We start from the raw sequence: 15,576 nt of genomic DNA on the forward strand, positions 1-15,576 counted from the left end.
CGAGGACGACGAGGACGACGAGGAGAACGCAGGCCGACCCCCTGCACGAGACCGTGCTGTGCGGTCCTGACACCGCCTCGGGGCCGTCACCACGGTGGTGTTTTCATCCGTCGTGGTCTCGAAGCACCAGGTCAGTGACGTGACATGGTTCTTCCCGTACGGATCTGTGCCGACGGCCATAGCAAGCGGGACACCCGTAGGCTCATACTGAACCATGACAAAGCCTGCGGCACCGAAGCGTCACTTGCCTACCAGCCCCTTCAAAGCGCCGGTCGCACCGGCTCCCAAGCACTTCGCCATGGGCGACCAGGTCACGCATGACGTGTACGGCCTCGGCCGGGTAGTCGGCATCGAGGACGGAATCGCGGCGCTCGTGGATTTCGGTTCGGCGCAGATGCGGATCTTGAGCCCGTACGCCAAGATGACCAAGCTGTAGGACCGCTGTGCCCGGTCACGGCACACCAGGTCCCGTCAGGGACCTGTAACGAAAGGCAGACCTCTCATCGACCCGACTTCGCTGTTCTCCGCCCTGGAAGGGCAACCCCGCCGTTCCACCGCAGTATCACCGCCTCCGACGACAAAGCCCTTCCAGGCCCCGGACTTCGGAGAGGACGAGACCTTCTGGTCCGAGGATGCACAGGTGCCCGTCCCGGGCACACGTGCAGCGCGGCCCAAGGCTGCCTAGACCTGCCTAGGGGTGGGTCCGACAGCCGCCCGCGGGCTGTCTCCGGTGTGTCTCCGGTGCTGCGGTGAGGAGTGCGGCGTCTCAGCGACCACGGACAGGGGCCGGCGGATTCTCGCATCGGTTTCCGTCTCATTCAGCCCCGTTCACGGTCGTTCAGGCGAGAGCCGGAGCCGTCTCGGCGTCGGCGGCTGGTCGCCCATGAACGCAGGTGAACGCGCTGGCGCACAGCCCCCAACACAGTTGGAGAGCGTGTTGGGGGCAAGCCCTCACGAGTTCGAATCTCATATCGTCCGCAGCCGCCCGAACAGGCGGAACGAAGACCCCGGCCGCTGAGTGGCCGGGGTCTTCGGTACCGGGGGCGTACCACCCTGGCGGAACACAGCCCGGTCGTCGGCTTCACCGGCCCCGCGTTCGCCCGCGTGGTCGCCGACAGCCCCACCCTCAACAGCCCCACCTTCAGCGCCCGACTGCGCGAGCCGCACGACAGGTTCTCGGTGATGAGCTCGCTGGTGAACCGTTGTTGGCTCTGGCCTGGTAGTAATGGCGTCGGCGGGGCGTGGCCGGACTCGACGGCGGGGGCGGGTGTTGCTGGGACGAAGTGCGGAACAGCGGCGGATAGAGCGGATGCTCACCGATTGCCGGCAGGGAGCCAGCAGCAGCCTGCTGCTTCACGGCGAAGCCGGGATCGGCAAGACCGCGCTGCTCGACCATGCCGCCCAGCGGGCGGACGGCATGCGTGTGCTGCGTGTCGAAGGCATCGAGTCCGAGATGGAGCTCGCCTTCGGCGGGCTGCACCAGCTGTTCCTGCCCGTCCTTGACGTCCTCGACCGGCTGCCGGCGCCGCAGGCCGCAGCGATGCGAGCGATCTTCGGACTCACCGACGACGCGGTGCGTGATCGCTTCACCGTCGGTCTCGCCGTGCTGTCGATGCTGTCGGAGATCGGCGCCGAGGCCCCGCTTCTCTGCCTGGTCGACGACGTGCAGTGGCTCGACCGGCCGTCCGCGGACGTCCTCACCTTCGTCGCCCGCAGGCTGCGCGCCGAGGGCACCGTGATGCTCTTCGCCGCGCGGGACGGAGCCCATGGCAGCGTGGCGAAGGGCCTTCCCCTGCTCCACGTCGAGGGGATCGACCGGGAGGCGGCCGCGGCGCTGCTCCCCGGCCTCCCGCCGCACGTCGCGGAATGGATCATCGACCAGGCGCAGGGCAACCCGCTCGCCCTGATCGAGCTCCCGACCGCGCTCACCCCGGCCCAGCGGGCCGGGCAGTTGAGCCCGCTGGCGCTGCCCGAGGCGCCGTCCCCGCTGCGGGGCCGATTACAGGACGCCCTCGCGGGGCAGATCGGCCGGCTTCCCGAAGCCACGCAGACCATGCTCCTGGTGTCCGCGGCGGACGACACCGGGGATCTGCCCTTGGTGCTGAGCGCGGCCCGCCGGTGCGGCGCCGCGATCGAGGACCTGGAGCCCGCCGAACGCGCCGGGCTCGTCTCCCTGTCCGGGGAGGCGCTGCGCTTCAGGCACCCGCTCGTCCGGTACGCGGCCTACCAAGGATCCCCGCTCGCCCGGCGCATCGCCGCCCACGAAGCGCTGGCGGCGACACTGGATACCGCCCGGCACGCGCACCGGCGCGCCTGGCATCTGGCCGCCGCGGCGACGGGCCCGGACGAACGGGTCGCCGACGAACTGGAGCACGTCGCCGAGTGGGCCGGCAGCCGCCAGGCGATGGCGTCCGCGTCCGCCGCCTACGAGCGGGCCGCCCAGCTCACCGAGGACCCGAAGCGGCGGGCGCGGCTCCTGATCAGCGCGGCCCAGAAGGCCGGCGAAGCGGGCCAGGACGAGCGCTGCGGCGCCCTGGCCGACCAGGTGCCGCTTCCCCTGCGGGATCCCGGGATGGCGGCGGACTTCGCCCGTGTGCGAGCCGTCGTCGAGCTCGGCTGCGGCAGCCCGGCGACCGCCGGTCGCATCCTGGGCGAATGCGCGGACCTCATCGCGCCCAGTCGCCCCGACAAGCTCGCCTCCCTCCTGACCGACGCGGTCCACGCGGCCTTCTCCTCGGGGGACGCCGCCCTGATCGGCGAGATCGCGGCCCGCGGTCCGGACCTGCCGGTGCTGGCCGTGCCCGCCCTCCTGCTCGACGGCGAGGTGTCCGGCGCCCTGGACTCCCTGCGCGAACTCGTACGGGCGTGCCGGCTGCCCGGCAGTGGACTCATGGACCGGCTGATGGCCGGGATCTACTGCCACTTGGTCGCCGACCACGCGCAGGCGCACGAGATCGCCACCGCGGCGGTCGCCCTCTGCCGCGAGCAGGGCATCAGCGGGTGGCTGCCCACCACGCTGCACCTGCTCGCGGAAGTCGAACTGGCGCTCGGCCGGTTCGATCAGGCCCATGCGCACGCCGCCGAGGGTCTCCGGCTCGCCGACTACTACGACCTGGCCCACCGGGCCGCCCATCTGCGCGCCGTGCTGGCGACGCTCGCCGCCGTCCGGGGGCGCGAGGAAGAGACCCGCTCCCTGGCGGAGCAGGCCCTGGAATACACCCGCCCGCGCGGCGTCGGGCGGGGCACGGCGAATGCCCTGTGGGCACTGGGGCTGCTCGAACTCGGTCTCGGGCGGGCGCAGGCGGCGCTGGAGCATCTTGAGGCGGCGCGGCGGGAAGCGGGCCATCCCCTGCTCGCCCGGTTCCTGCTGCCCGACCTCGCCGAAGCCGCGGTGCGCGCCGGCCATCCGGAGCGGGCGAAGGAGCCCGCGCGCCGACTCGCGGACTGGGCGGCTGCCGTGAGCCGGCCGGCCGTCGCCGCGACGGCCCACCGCTGCGCGGCCCTGACCGGCCCGGACAGCGAGGCCGAGGACCACTTCGCGGCGGCCGTACGTCTCCACGCGGACGGCGGCGACTTCGAACGGGCCCGCACCGCGCTCGTCCACGGGGAATGGCTGCGCCGACTGCGCCGCAACATCGACGCCCGCGACCACCTCCGCGAGGCGCTGGAGACCTTCGAGAAGCTGGGCGCCGAGCCGTGGGCCCGCCGGGCCCGTGCGGAACTGCGGGCCGCGGGCGAGACCCATGACCCGGCCCACCCGGCCGGTGCCACGGACGGACGGATCAACCGGCTGAGCCCGCAGGAGCGCGAGGTCGTACGGCTCGCCGCCACCGGGGCGACCAATCGCGAGATCGCCACGCAGCTCTTCCTGAGCCCCCGCACGGTCGGGCACCACCTCTACCGCGCCTTCCCCAAGCTCGGCGTCAGTTCCCGCACCGAACTGGCCTCGCTCCTTGCCTCATGACTCGGGGGCCGAGTAGACCATCCGGATCTCGGCGGTCCGGTAGCCGGCCCGGGCGAAGGCGGCGGCCATCGGCGCATTGCCCGTGTCCGTGGTGGCGGTGATCAGTTCGGCGCCCGCCTCCGCGTGCACCCGGGTGATCTCGGCGAGCACGTCGTCGACGTAACCCCGGCCGCGGAATTCCGGTACGACTCCCAGGTAGCCGACGTTGCGGTTGTACGGCGTCGCCGACGGGATCGCAAGGCCCGCGACCTCTCCGTCGGCGGTGTACGCGAGCCGCCACCACTCGCGCTTGCCGGGGCAGCCCAGGTAGAAGTCCATCTCGTCCCGGGCGGTGGCCGCCGCGCCCTTGGCCGCCAGGTTCCTGCGGGTCTCACCGTCCAGGCTGCCCTGGGCGATGCGCCGGAAGACCTCCAGGAACTCCTCGTCCGTGGCTTCGGCGAAGGTGAGCCGGCCGCTGGAGCGCGGCACCCCGACGCCGGGACTCCACTCCAGGCGCAGCCGTTCCACCTCGTCCGTGAGACCGGCCGCCAGCGCCGCCCCGCGCCGCCAGGCCAGGGCGGCGGCGACGGCCGGGTCCTCACGCCAGGCGTTCGGCAGCGTCACCATGTACAGCGGCGGTTTGCGCGCGCCCTGCTCGGCGAACGCCCGCAGGCCGGCGGCGAGGAGTTCGGCCGCGACGGCCGCGCGGTCGCCGACCGAGGCGTCGACCCACAGGCAGTCCAGGGCGACCGGGTGCTCACTGGACGACTGTCCCCACCACAGGGCCCGGGCCACCACCCGGTCGCCGTCCTCGGCGATCCAGGTCCATTCCGGCCGGTACATTCCCTGGCCGAGTTCATCGCGATAACGGTCGGCGTGGATCCAGCCGACGGGTTCGTCGACCGTCACGGCGACGACGCGATCGAGGTCGGCCTCGGTCGTGGGACGAATCAACATGTGCCTTCCTCACTGCCAGGCATCGCAACTCCTTGGCGCTGTCGGGTGACGTCCTGAACGCTAGGCCGGTCACACTCGGACCGGCATCGGACGCCGCGACTTAACCTGACCGGTCACGGTCGGACGAGCATGGGGAGACGCGGGCGCACACCGAGATCGGGGCCGGGTCGCGACCAGGCGCAGGAGAAGGGAAACGCCTCCGGCTCGACGCCGGCACGCACCGGCGACTCCGGCACGCACCGGCGACGTCGGCCCCCAGTCCTCGTATGCGCGAGTTCGGCTCTCGTCACCCGCTCCAGGAACAAGGCCCAGGTCGAGGACCTGGGCCCTGCTGTTGTGCGTGGTGATCGGTTGTCGCGTGCCGGGTTTCGTGTCGGAACGGCGGTCTTGTCGTGTTCAGCCGGTGAGGCGTGCGACGGACAGGGTCGTGGTGGTCGGGGAGGTGCCGCGCATCGCGGAGCCGTAGTCGGGAGTGGAGGAGACGAAGGCCCAGGTGAGGCTGGAGTCCGGCAGGGTCGCGATGTCTCCGGCGATACGGGCGTCCACCACCTCGTCCGCCGAGACCGGCTTTCCGGTGTGGTCGATGACCTGCAGGTGGGTGCCGGTGAACTTCCCTGTGCAGGTGCCGTCCTTGCAGGTGGCGTCGGCGACGCTCTCCCACGAGACCAGCAGGTTCTTGCCGTAGGGGGTGATGTGGACGTTGACGTGGTCGGTGGTGGGGTCGTCGGTGAGTTTCACCGTGCTGCCGGGGGTCGAGGCGTCCTTCAGGAAGGCGACCGTCACCTGGTGGGTGTCGGTCTTCGGGGTGACGGTCCAGCCACGGCCGCTGCTGTCCGCGGTGTTCTTGACCGCCGAGGCCGCTCCCCGGGAGGCGAAGGCCGTGGCGTACCCACCGGTGGTCTTCACCAGGTCGCCGGAGTTGCCGGGGTACGCGCCACCGCAGTAACCCGCCCAGCACTGCTCGCGCTGCACGACGGGGGCGTCGTCCGGAGCGCTGATCCCGGTGCTTACGAACAGTCCGGACCGCCAGTCGTCGAAGCAGAGGGACGGGAAGGCCCCGGAGGCCGCCGGGGCCAGGGCTATGCCCTCGTTGTGGCTGCACCCCCAGTCCCAGCCGCCGGACTGCTTGGTTCCGGCGTCGTCGACGTAGGCCAGCTTGTCGCCGAAGTGACCGTCGGCGAAGCCGCCCGCGCCGTGCACGACGAAGTAGGCGCCGTACTTGCTGCCGTTCCACTTCAGCGCGCCGTCCAGTACGGGCGAGGTGTCGTTGCTCGCCGTGCCGGTCAGCTTCTTGTTGAAGAGGACGGAGCCGTCCTTGTAGCGGATCAGGGCGGCGGCCGTCTCGTCCCACTTGTTGCTGTCCGGGACCCTGGTCAGCAGCGCGAAGCCGTTGTTGTGGGCGACCAGTCCGCTGACCTCCTCCGTGTTCGGGACCACGGTGTCGGTGCCCTGCCGTTCCAGGCTCGGCGACAGCGAGGTCACGTGGACGCCGTCGGACGCCGGCCATGCCACCCGCACCGAACCGTCAGGGGCCGCCTGGGTGTCGACGCGGGTCCACTGCGGGAGCTGGTTGTAGCCGGGCTCCAGGTAGCGGAAGGCTGCCGGAAGCGTCACCTTGGAGACGGTGAGCTTCTGGGCGAGCGTGGTGCCGTTGCCGCTGCCGCTGTCGTTGCCACCGCCGCTGGTGGCGCCATCACCGCCGGTGTTGTCGCTCGCGGAGGCGGAAGGCGTGGCCGGCGTCGAAGGGCTCCCCGAGGCCGTGTCGGTACCGGTGCCGGTGCCGGGGACCGCCGCCAGCTTCCACTGCTGGTTGGTGCCGCCGTTGGCCTTGTACTGGATGACCGCCGCGCCGTCGGCGGTGGAACGCGCCCTGACGTCCAGCACCTTGCCGCTGTTTCGGTTGACGACCTCGATGGCGCCGCCGTCCAGGTCGGTGATCTTCCATTGCTGGTTGGCGGCTCCTGAGGCGGCCGACTGTTCGACCGCGGCCTTGTTCGCCGTTGAAGCGCCCTTCACCCCCAGGGCCTTGCCGCTGCTGCGGTTGACCAGTTCGTAGTGGCCGCTGTCGGTGGCCTTCAGCCGCCACTGCTGGTTCTGCCCGCCGTTGTCGGTGCGCTGGACGGCCTTCGCGCCGTCGGCGGTGGAACTCTCCGCGACCTCCAGCACCTTGCCGCTGTTGACCGACACCAGACGGTAATAGGCGGTGGAGTCGATCGTCGCGGCCTCGGACTCCGGCTGGGAGAGCAGCAGGTACGGCCCCAGCACGGCCGGCACACCGATCAGCAGACCGGTCACGGTCCAGCGCTTGCGGTGACGGCCGCGCGGTCGCCGCGCCGCGTCGGCGGCCTGGGCCGTGAGGCGGGGCTCGTTGATGTCACCCATGTGACAGAACTCCTTGAACACGGTGCGGTTCGGCGCGGGGCCCGCCGGGCGGGCCCCGGGGGCCGGCCTGCCGCGCGCCGCGGGTGCGTCGTCCCGCAGATCCTGGCGACTCAGAAGAGAGCTCTGAATCAGCTCGTATGTGGTCGCCGAGGAGGAGAAGGTTGCCGAGCGGCAGCGATCGGTAGCGATCGGCTGTGCGTCGCGAGGCCTGCCGAGGGGCCAGGCGGTTCGGATGAGGCGGTCGGAGCCGGAGACATGAGGGGGGCGGGTGCCCCGACCGGTCACCGGTCCCTTCGGCCCGGAGCGGCGTCCTGCCGGTGGACTCCGTTGCCCCGAAGGGCAGTCCTCCCCCGTCGTAACCCCGTCGCATCTGAGTAGCACAACTCATGCCGCGCCCCCCACGTCTCGGACATCGTGATGACCGGCTCCTCCGACACCCGCGCGGCAAGGGGCACCTCGACCAACTGACAGGAGATCAGCGTGACTTTCCTTCGCCGCAGCCGTGCCATGCTCGCCCTGGCCGTGGGCAACTGGCTGTCCCGCGGCTACCTGGCCGTCGTGGGACTCACGGCCGGATACGCCATCTTCGAGGACGTCTACCTGGACCCCGCCGACGCCTCCATGTCCTATGTCGTGCCCATGCTGCTCACCGCCCCGCTGAACTGGCCGTTCACCATCGCGTTCGGCTGGATACCGACCGACGCGCCCTTCTACCTGGGAATCGCGCTCGGCGCCGTCGTGAACGCCGTCGTCCTGGGCGCGATCGTCCGCGCGGTCCGCAGACGCCGACCGTCAACCGCACGCCCCGCACCCAGCGCCTGACCTCACCGACCCGTACCCGGCGGCTCTCGAACGCCGTCCAACCGGGCGGCCGCTCCGCAGGGCAGATCGATGGCCCCGACCGTTCGCCGGTCGGGGCCATCGTCGTGCTCCGTCCCGTTTTCCGTCCCGTTTTCCGTCCCTCCTTCCGTCCGGCTTTCCGTCTCGGTCCGCTATCGGCGCCGGCGGCCTGGGGAGGTCAGGAGGACCAGGCTCAGACCGAGGACAGCCAGCCCGCACCAGGAGACGGCCGGGAGGCGTTCCCCGAGGACGGTGACGCCCAGGACCGCTGCCACGGCGGGCTCGACCAGGGTCAGCGACGTGGCCACCGACGCGGGAGTACGGCGCAGTCCGTGCCCGAAGAGCCGGTAGGCCAGGTAGACGGTGAACAGGGCGAGGTACACCGCCACCGCCGCACCGCGGGTGGTGGTGAGCCAGTGCGTGTCGGCGGACAGGACGAGAGGCAGGACGAGCAGCCCGGCCGCGCCGAACAGCACGCCCATCACCCCTTCGGAAGGGTGTCCGTGGGCGATGAGCCTGCCGCCGATCAGCGCGTAGACGGCGTACGACAGTCCGGCGCAGGCGGCGAGCACAACGCCTGTCACGTCGATCGGCGTGGCGTGGCCGGCGAGCTCGGGGCCCAGCACCAGAAGGGCGCAGCCGAGCACGGCGGCCGCGGTCGCACCGGTCCAGCGTGCGGTCGGCCTGGCCTGTCCGGTGACCCAGGACAGCAGTCCTGCGAAGACCGGCGCGCTGCCCAGCGCGATCACGGTGGCCACCGCCACGCCGGTCCGGGCGACCGCCGGGTAGAAGGTGACCGGATAGCCGGCCACCGCGAGCGCCCCCAGGACCAGCGTCCACCGTTCACGACCTGTGCAGGCGGCGGGCAGGGAACGGGCGTCCCGGGAGGTGAGGAACAGCAGGACGCCACCGAGGGCGAGACCGGCGCAGCCGATGGCCGCCGCTGGTGCGCCGGCCGGTGCGACAGTGCTCGCTGTCCCGGTCGTACCCCACAGCACGGCCGAGGTCAGGATGGGGGCGGGGCCGCTGAGGAGGCGGGAGCGAGTAGGGCGCGAGCCGACGGCGGCAGGGCGCGCGGACGTAAGGGGGGTGCGGTTCGGCACAGTCGTGAACTTCCGTTGTCGAATGCGTCAGGGACTGGGATCCGAAACGGGCGCACGACAAAAGCCCCTGACCGAATCTCACATCGGTGGGGCCGGGGATCAAACCGCCGGTGTCCGCGCCCGGTCAGGCGCAGAGAGGCGGGAGAACGACGTGCCAGTAGGTGTTCACCCTGCGAGGGTACCTGTCCGCGCGGCCGTCGATGGCGGGCCGTTCACGCGGACCCTGACACGGCGGCGCCGATGGCCGGCGGGTGCCGACGGCTTCAGTGGGTTCCACCGGAACCGGTCACCTGCGGGTACCGGCGGGTGCCGGCGGGTGCCGGGCGGTCGCGTCCCCCCGAGCCGACCGCCCGTGAACCGCCGCGGCCGCCCGGCAGGAGAACCGCAGCCGCCCGGCGGGAAAGCCACGGCCGTCCGGCGGGAGAGAGTCACGCGCTGCCCGTCGCGCCCACGATGGCGGAGAAGATCCGGTCCTGCGGGGTGGTCGGTACGTGGAAGAAGCCGTTGTTGCGGCCGAGCCGCAGGACCGCCGCCTCGTCCGCTACGGCCTTGACGTCTCCCAGGTTGTGGCTGATGAGGATGACCCCTATGCCCTGCTCACGGAGCTCGTCGACGAGGTCGAGGACGTGGTTGGCCTGGGGGACGCCGAGCGCCGCGGTGGGCTCGTCCAGGAGGACGGCCTTCGGGCGGCCGAGGAGCGCGCGGGAGATCGCGACGGTCTGGCGCTGGCCCGCGGACAGTGAGGCGACCGGAGTACGCACATCGGGGACGTGGATGCCCAGCGCGTCGAGCTGCCCGCGTGCCTCCCTGCGCATACCGCCGGTGTCCATCAACCGGAACAGGCGGCCCCGGACACCGGGGCACCGCCGCTCCCGTCCCATGAAGAGGTTCTCGGCGACATCGAGGTCGTCGCACAGCGCCAGGTTCTGGTGCACGGTGGCGATGCCCAGGCGCCGGGCGATCCGGGGGGTCCTGATCTGGACGGCCCGGCCCTCCCACTCGATGACGCCCCTGTCGGCGGGGTCGACACCCGCGATGACCTTGATGAGGGTGGACTTGCCGGCACCGTTGTCCCCCAGCAGGGCGACGACCTCACCCCTGTGGACCTCCAGGTCGACGCCCTTCAGGGCCTGGACCGCGCCGAACCGCTTGGAGATGCCGCGCAGCGCGAGCAGGGGCGGCCCAGTCACGCGAACCTCGCCTTTCTCCGCGCGACCACGGTGGCGCCGCACGGCCTTCCCTCATCTTTCGCCCTAATCAGGACGTATGCAACGCAGAGCGAACGGAACGGGCGGTCAGGCGCGGGGCGCCCGATCGGACGCGGCGCCGCGCGGGAGGCCGGATGAGGCCGTCGGTGAGGAGATCGAAGTGGCACAGTATCGAAGTGGCATAGCGGGGTATTTACCAACAATCTAGACATCTGATGGAGATCGCAGGGGCCTACGCGAACGCCGGCCCCGGCCCCGGCCGGAGGAGGGTGTCACCGATGGCACGCCACCACACCGTCCGCAAGCGCAGTCGGCCATGGCGTCCCCCGCAGGGCGCGACGGTCCTCCTGGTGGGCGCCCTGCTGCTCGGCGCCGGCGCCTGCGGCGGGGATCAGGACTCCACGAGTGGCGACGGGACGGGAGAGGTCACGATCGGCCTGGTCACCAAGACCGAGACCAATCCGTTCTTCGTCTCCCTGCGCAACGCCGCCGCCGAGGCGGCGGCGGAGAACGACGCCGAGCTCATCGCGCTGTCCGGCAAGTTCGACGGCGACAACGAGGGCCAGGTCGCCGCGGTGGAGAGCCTCATCGCCCGCGATGTGCAGGGGATCCTGATCACACCGTCGAACACGACGGGGATCCTGGGCGCCATCGCGGAGGCCCGCCGGCAGGGCATCCTGGTGATCGCGCTGGACACCGCGACGGACCCGGTGGACGCGGCGGACGCGACGTACGCCACCGACAACTTCAAGGCCGGACGCCTCCAGGGCGCCTACGTCAGGGCCGTGCTCGGCGACCGTGCCCCCGAACTGTTCATGCTCGACGGTACGGAGGGCTCCACGGTCAGCCAGCACCGCCACGACGGCTTCCTCGACGGCTTCGGGATCAAGGACGACTCACCGGCGATCCGCGGACGGGCGATCACCAACGGCGACCGCAACCGCGCGCAGGCCGCGATGGAGAACCTGCTGCAGCGCACGAGCGACGTGAACTCGGTCTACACGATCAACGAGCCGGTGGCCGACGGCGCCTACACGGCCCTCGCGGCACGCGGTCTCGCCCAGCAGGTGACCGTCGGCTCCATCGACGGCGGATGCGAGGGCGTACGCGACGTCAGGTCCGGCAAGTACGCCGCCACCGTCATGCAGTTCCCGGTCCGGATGGCTGACCTGGGTGTGGCCGCGGTGACCGACTTCGTCAGGGACGGGAAGAAACCGTCCGGCTTCACGGACACAGGCACGCAGCTCATCACCGACAAGCCGGTGCGGGGACTGGCGTCCCAGAACACGGAATGGGGACTCCAGCGCTGCTGGGGGTGACCCCGGGCGCCGACCGGGCGAAGGGACCAGTAAACGGATCATGAGATCTCCCGTCACCAGCAGTCCCGCCGCCGACAACGAGCCGGGCACCACGCTGCGGGACTCGGTGCGGTACGTGCTGCGCACGCCGACCGTCGGCCCCCTGGCGGCCCTGGCCCTGGCCGTACTGGTCTTCTCGGTCACCACGGACACGTTTCTGGCACCGGACAACCTCTCGCTGGTGCTGCAGCAGTCCATCGTGATCGGCACGCTGGCCCTGGGTCAGTCCCTGATCATCCTCACCGCGGGCATCGACCTGGCGAACGGGGCCATCGCTGTCCTCGGCACGATCGTCATGGCCAAGCTCGTCTTCGAGGGGAGCAGTCCCACGGCGGCGCTGCTGCTCGGCCTGCTCGTGGCGACCGTCCTCGGCTCGCTCAACGGTGCGCTCGTGGCCCGGCTGGGCCTGCCCCCGTTCATCGTGACCCTGGGTGCGCTGACCGTCGTCTACGCGGTGGGCAGGCTCTACTCCGACTCGCGCAGCTATCCGGTGACCGACGATCTGCTGGTCTTCTGGGGGAACGGCGTCGACATCGGGGGCGTGCTCATCACCTGGGGGACGTTCCTGCTCGTGGGGCTGTACGCGTTCTTCTGGTACGTGCTCACCAGGACGGCCTGGGGCCGGCACATCTACGCCGTCGGCAACGCGCCCGAGTCCGCCCGTCTGACCGGCATCAACGTGCGGCGTACGGTCCTGTCGGTCTACATCACCGCCGGTCTCCTCTACGGCATCGCGGCCTGGCAGGCCCTCGGCCGTATCCCCAACGCCGATCCCAACTCGTACCAGACGGCGAACCTGGAGAGCATCACCGCCGTGGTCATCGGCGGGACCAGCCTCTTCGGCGGCCGGGGAAGCGTCGCCGGAACACTCATCGGCACGCTCATCGTCACCGTGCTCCGCTCCGGCCTCACCCAGGCGGGTATCGACAGCCTCTACCAGGACGTGGCGACCGGGACCCTCGTCGTCGTCGCGGTCGGCGTGGACAAGATCCTGCGCAGGGGCGGCACACGCTGACGCGGCCGACGCCTGCTGGTCGCGGCGCCGCGGGCCGCTTCCTCGATGCGGCGAAACTTCCAGGTCGCCGACGGAGCCTTCCGGTTCCCGGGGCGGTACGCCGCACAGCCGCGCACGCGGGCCGGCAGGAAGGACACGCGCGAAGGTCCCGGCCGGGCAGTGGCCGGGACCTCCCTTGTTCTGCGGGGTCGGTGTCCTGCTGGGTTGGTGTCCTGCGGGGGCGGTCTGTGGGGTCGGTCTGTGGGGGGGCTCCGTCAGGCGCCGACGTACGCCGCGAGGTGCTCGCCCGTGAGGGTGGAGCGAGCGGCGACGAGATCGCCGGGGGTGCCCTCGAAGACGACGCGGCCGCCGTCGTGGCCGGCGCCGGGGCCGAGGTCGATGATCCAGTCGGCGTGGGCCATGACCGCCAGGTGGTGCTCGATGACGATGACCGACCTGCCGGAGTCGACGAGCCGGTCGAGCAGGCCGAGCAACTGCTCCACATCGGCGAGGTGGAGGCCGGTGGTCGGCTCGTCGAGAACGAGGACGGATCGGCCGCCGGCCTTGTCCGCCATGTGCGTGGCCAGCTTGAGCCGCTGCCGTTCGCCGCCGGACAGTGTGGTGAGCGGCTGCCCGAGGGTGAGGTAGCCGAGTCCGACGTCCGCCATCCGCTCGAGGATCCTGTGCGCGGCCGGGGTGTGGGCCTCACCGCTGCCGAAGAACTCCTCGGCCTCGGTCACCGACATCGCGAGCACCTCGCTGATGTCGCGGCCGCCGAGGTGGTACTCCAGCACCGAGGGCTGGAACCGCTTGCCCTCGCAGTCCTCGCAGGGCGTGTCGACGCCGGCCATCATCCCCAGGTCGACGTAGACGACGCCGGCGCCGTTGCAGGTGGGGCAGGCGCCCTCGGAGTTGGCGCTGAACAGCGCCGGCTTCACGCCGTTGACCTTCGCGAAGGCCTTGCGGATCGGGTCGAGCAGTCCCGTGTACGTCGCCGGGTTGCTGCGGCGCGAGCCGCGGATCGGCGTCTGGTCCACCGACACCACGCCCTCCGGGGCCGGGACGGAACGGTGGATGAGCGAGCTCTTGCCGGAGCCGGCGACGCCGGTGACGACGCACAGCACACCGAGCGGGATGTCGACGTCCACGTTCCGCAGGTTGTTCGTCGCCGCGCCGCGGATCTCCAGGGTGCCGGTGGGCTTGCGCACCGTCTCCCGCAGCGCTGCGCGGTCGTCGAGATGGCGGCCGGTGACGGTGTCGCTCGCCCGCAGGCCCTCCACGGTGCCCTCGAAGCAGACGGTGCCGCCCGCCGTGCCGGCGCCGGGGCCGAGGTCCACGACGTGGTCGGCGATGCCGATCGTCTCCGGCTTGTGCTCCACCACGAGCACCGTGTTGCCCTTGTCCCGCAGTCGCAGCAGCAGGTCGTTCATCCGCTGGATGTCGTGCGGGTGCAGGCCGATGGTGGGCTCGTCGAAGACATACGTGACATCGGTGAGCGAGGAGCCGAGGTGGCGGATCATCTTGACGCGCTGGGCCTCGCCGCCGGACAGGGTGCCCGAGGCCCGGTCGAGCGACAGGTAGCCGAGGCCGATCTCCGTGAACGAGTCGAGGGTGTGCTGGAGCGCGGTGAGCAGCGGCGCCACCGACGGCTCCTCAAGGCCGCGGACCCATTCGGCGAGGTCGCGGATCTCCATCGCGCACGCGTCGGCGATGCTGGTCCCGCCGATCTTCGAGGACCGGGCGCCCTCGCTGAGCCGGGTGCCGTCGCACTCGGGGCAGGTGGTGAAGGTGACCGCCCGCTCCACGAACGCCCGGATGTGGGGCTGCATCGCCTCCTTGTCCTTGGACAGGAACGACTTCTGGATCTTGGGGATCAGGCCCTCGTAGGTGAGGTTGACGCCGTTGACCTTGACCTTGGTGGGCTCTCCGTAGAGGAAGTCGTGCATCTCCTTCTTGGTGAACCTGCTGATCGGTTTGTTCGGGTCGAGGAATCCGGACTGGGCGTAGAGCCCCACGGTCCACACGTTGTCCGACTTCCAGCCGGGGATGGTGAACGCGCCCTCGGCGATCGACTTGGAGTCGTCGTAGAGCTGGGTGAGGTCGATGTCGGAGACCTTGCCCCGGCCCTCGCAGCGGTTGCACATGCCGCCGGTGCGCTCGAAGGTGGCCTTCTGGGCCTTGGTCCTGGCGCCGCGCTCGACGGTGATCGCGCCGCTCGCCCTGACCGAGGCGGTGTTGAAGGAGTACGCGCTGGGCGGGCCGATGTGCGGCCTGCCGAGTCTGCTGAAGAGGATGCGCAGCATCGCGTTGGCGTCGGTGGCGGTGCCCACCGTGGAGCGGGGGTCGCCGCCCATGCGCTGCTGGTCGACGGTGATCGCGGTGGTCAGGCCGTCGAGGACGTCGACCTCGGGCCGGGCCACGTTCGGCATGAAGCCCTGCAGGAAGGCGCTGTAGGTCTCGTTGATCAGCCGCTGCGACTCCGCGGCGATCGTGTCGAACACAAGTGAGCTCTTGCCCGAGCCGGAGACGCCGGTGAACACCGTCAGCCGGCGCTTGGGAATCTCGATGCTGACGTCCTTGAGGTTGTTCTCGCGTGCGCCGTGCACGCGGATCAACTCATGGCTGTCGGCCGCGTGCGGCGCGGGCGACTGCGGGTCCGTCCTCGGGGCCGTGCTGCTCATGGTGTCTCCATCTGTCGCGCGGGGCCATCGGGTGGGCGGGCTGCCTTCGCGGTTCCTGTCGGCGTCGTCCGGACCGATCTAACCAGTCGGGTACGACAACACGTCCGGAC

General features: G+C 71.1%; 10 protein-coding genes. 5 read left to right on the plus strand and 5 right to left on the minus strand.

Annotation, left to right across the window (positions count from 1 at the left end; genetic code table 11):
• The first annotated feature begins 214 nt into the window (after nucleotides 1-214).
• A complete protein-coding gene (locus FNH04_RS14540; protein ID WP_152784187.1) occupies nucleotides 215-436 on the plus strand; it encodes a hypothetical protein in 222 nt (73 codons plus the stop codon).
• An 834-nt stretch (nucleotides 437-1,270) separates the two neighbouring features.
• Nucleotides 1,271-3,964, plus strand: a complete 2,694-nt coding sequence (locus tag FNH04_RS14545; RefSeq protein WP_228031369.1) for a helix-turn-helix transcriptional regulator — start codon at nucleotides 1,271-1,273, stop codon at nucleotides 3,962-3,964.
• On the opposite strand, the gene FNH04_RS14550 is transcribed toward FNH04_RS14545, so the two are convergent.
• Together FNH04_RS14550 and FNH04_RS47585 are read right to left on the minus strand one after the other, a co-directional pair.
• A complete protein-coding gene (locus tag FNH04_RS14550) occupies nucleotides 3,959-4,900 on the minus strand; it encodes a GNAT family N-acetyltransferase (RefSeq protein ID WP_152784191.1) in 942 nt (313 codons plus the stop codon). The genes FNH04_RS14545 and FNH04_RS14550 overlap by 6 nt on opposite strands.
• A gap of 396 nt (nucleotides 4,901-5,296) precedes the next feature.
• Nucleotides 5,297-7,282 (minus strand): RICIN domain-containing protein, encoded by a 1,986-nt coding sequence (locus tag FNH04_RS47585; RefSeq protein ID WP_228031370.1) that lies wholly within the window; start codon nucleotides 7,280-7,282, stop codon nucleotides 5,297-5,299.
• Between the two features lie 480 nt (nucleotides 7,283-7,762).
• Here FNH04_RS47585 and FNH04_RS14560 point away from each other — a divergent pair, with 480 nt between their 5' ends.
• Complete coding sequence (locus FNH04_RS14560) at nucleotides 7,763-8,104, plus strand: SCO4225 family membrane protein (protein WP_152784193.1); 342 nt, start codon at nucleotides 7,763-7,765, stop codon at nucleotides 8,102-8,104.
• 170 nt (nucleotides 8,105-8,274) lie between these two features.
• Here FNH04_RS14560 and FNH04_RS14565 read toward each other — a convergent pair whose 3' ends face one another.
• Together FNH04_RS14565 and FNH04_RS14570 are read right to left on the minus strand one after the other, a co-directional pair.
• Nucleotides 8,275-9,225, minus strand: a complete 951-nt coding sequence (locus FNH04_RS14565; protein WP_322723064.1) for a DMT family transporter — start codon at nucleotides 9,223-9,225, stop codon at nucleotides 8,275-8,277.
• A gap of 428 nt (nucleotides 9,226-9,653) precedes the next feature.
• Nucleotides 9,654-10,415, minus strand: a complete 762-nt coding sequence (locus FNH04_RS14570; RefSeq protein ID WP_322723065.1) for an ATP-binding cassette domain-containing protein — start codon at nucleotides 10,413-10,415, stop codon at nucleotides 9,654-9,656.
• Nucleotides 10,416-10,711: 296 nt separating this feature from the next.
• Here FNH04_RS14570 and FNH04_RS14575 point away from each other — a divergent pair, with 296 nt between their 5' ends.
• Together FNH04_RS14575 and FNH04_RS14580 are read left to right on the plus strand one after the other, a co-directional pair.
• Nucleotides 10,712-11,752 (plus strand): substrate-binding domain-containing protein, encoded by a 1,041-nt coding sequence (locus FNH04_RS14575; protein ID WP_194236681.1) that lies wholly within the window; start codon nucleotides 10,712-10,714, stop codon nucleotides 11,750-11,752.
• 40 nt (nucleotides 11,753-11,792) lie between these two features.
• Complete coding sequence (locus tag FNH04_RS14580; protein ID WP_152784195.1) at nucleotides 11,793-12,806, plus strand: ABC transporter permease; 1,014 nt, start codon at nucleotides 11,793-11,795, stop codon at nucleotides 12,804-12,806.
• Nucleotides 12,807-13,060: 254 nt separating this feature from the next.
• Here the strand turns inward: FNH04_RS14580 and FNH04_RS14585 are convergent, their stop codons facing one another.
• Entirely contained in the window at nucleotides 13,061-15,466 is a 2,406-nt protein-coding gene (locus tag FNH04_RS14585) for an ATP-binding cassette domain-containing protein (RefSeq protein ID WP_152784197.1), read from the minus strand.
• Nucleotides 15,467-15,576 lie beyond the last annotated feature (110 nt).

Origin of the sequence: Streptomyces phyllanthi (genome assembly GCF_009377205.1) — a bacterium.
GTDB classification, from domain to species: Bacteria; Actinomycetota; Actinomycetes; order Streptomycetales; family Streptomycetaceae; genus Streptomyces; species Streptomyces phyllanthi.

What these genes read in the sequence shown, in the direction of transcription:
- FNH04_RS14540 (WP_152784187.1), top strand. Translation starts at nt 215, where the DNA reads ATGACAAAGCCTGCGGCACCGAAGCGTCACTTGCCTACCAGCCCCTTC.
- FNH04_RS14550 (WP_152784191.1), bottom strand. Translation starts at nt 4,900, where the DNA reads ATGTTGATTCGTCCCACGACCGAGGCCGACCTCGATCGCGTCGTCGCC.
- FNH04_RS47585 (WP_228031370.1), bottom strand. Translation starts at nt 7,282, where the DNA reads ATGGGTGACATCAACGAGCCCCGCCTCACGGCCCAGGCCGCCGACGCG.
- FNH04_RS14575 (WP_194236681.1), top strand. Translation starts at nt 10,712, where the DNA reads ATGGCACGCCACCACACCGTCCGCAAGCGCAGTCGGCCATGGCGTCCC.
- FNH04_RS14580 (WP_152784195.1), top strand. Translation starts at nt 11,793, where the DNA reads ATGAGATCTCCCGTCACCAGCAGTCCCGCCGCCGACAACGAGCCGGGC.
- FNH04_RS14585 (WP_152784197.1), bottom strand. Translation starts at nt 15,466, where the DNA reads ATGAGCAGCACGGCCCCGAGGACGGACCCGCAGTCGCCCGCGCCGCAC.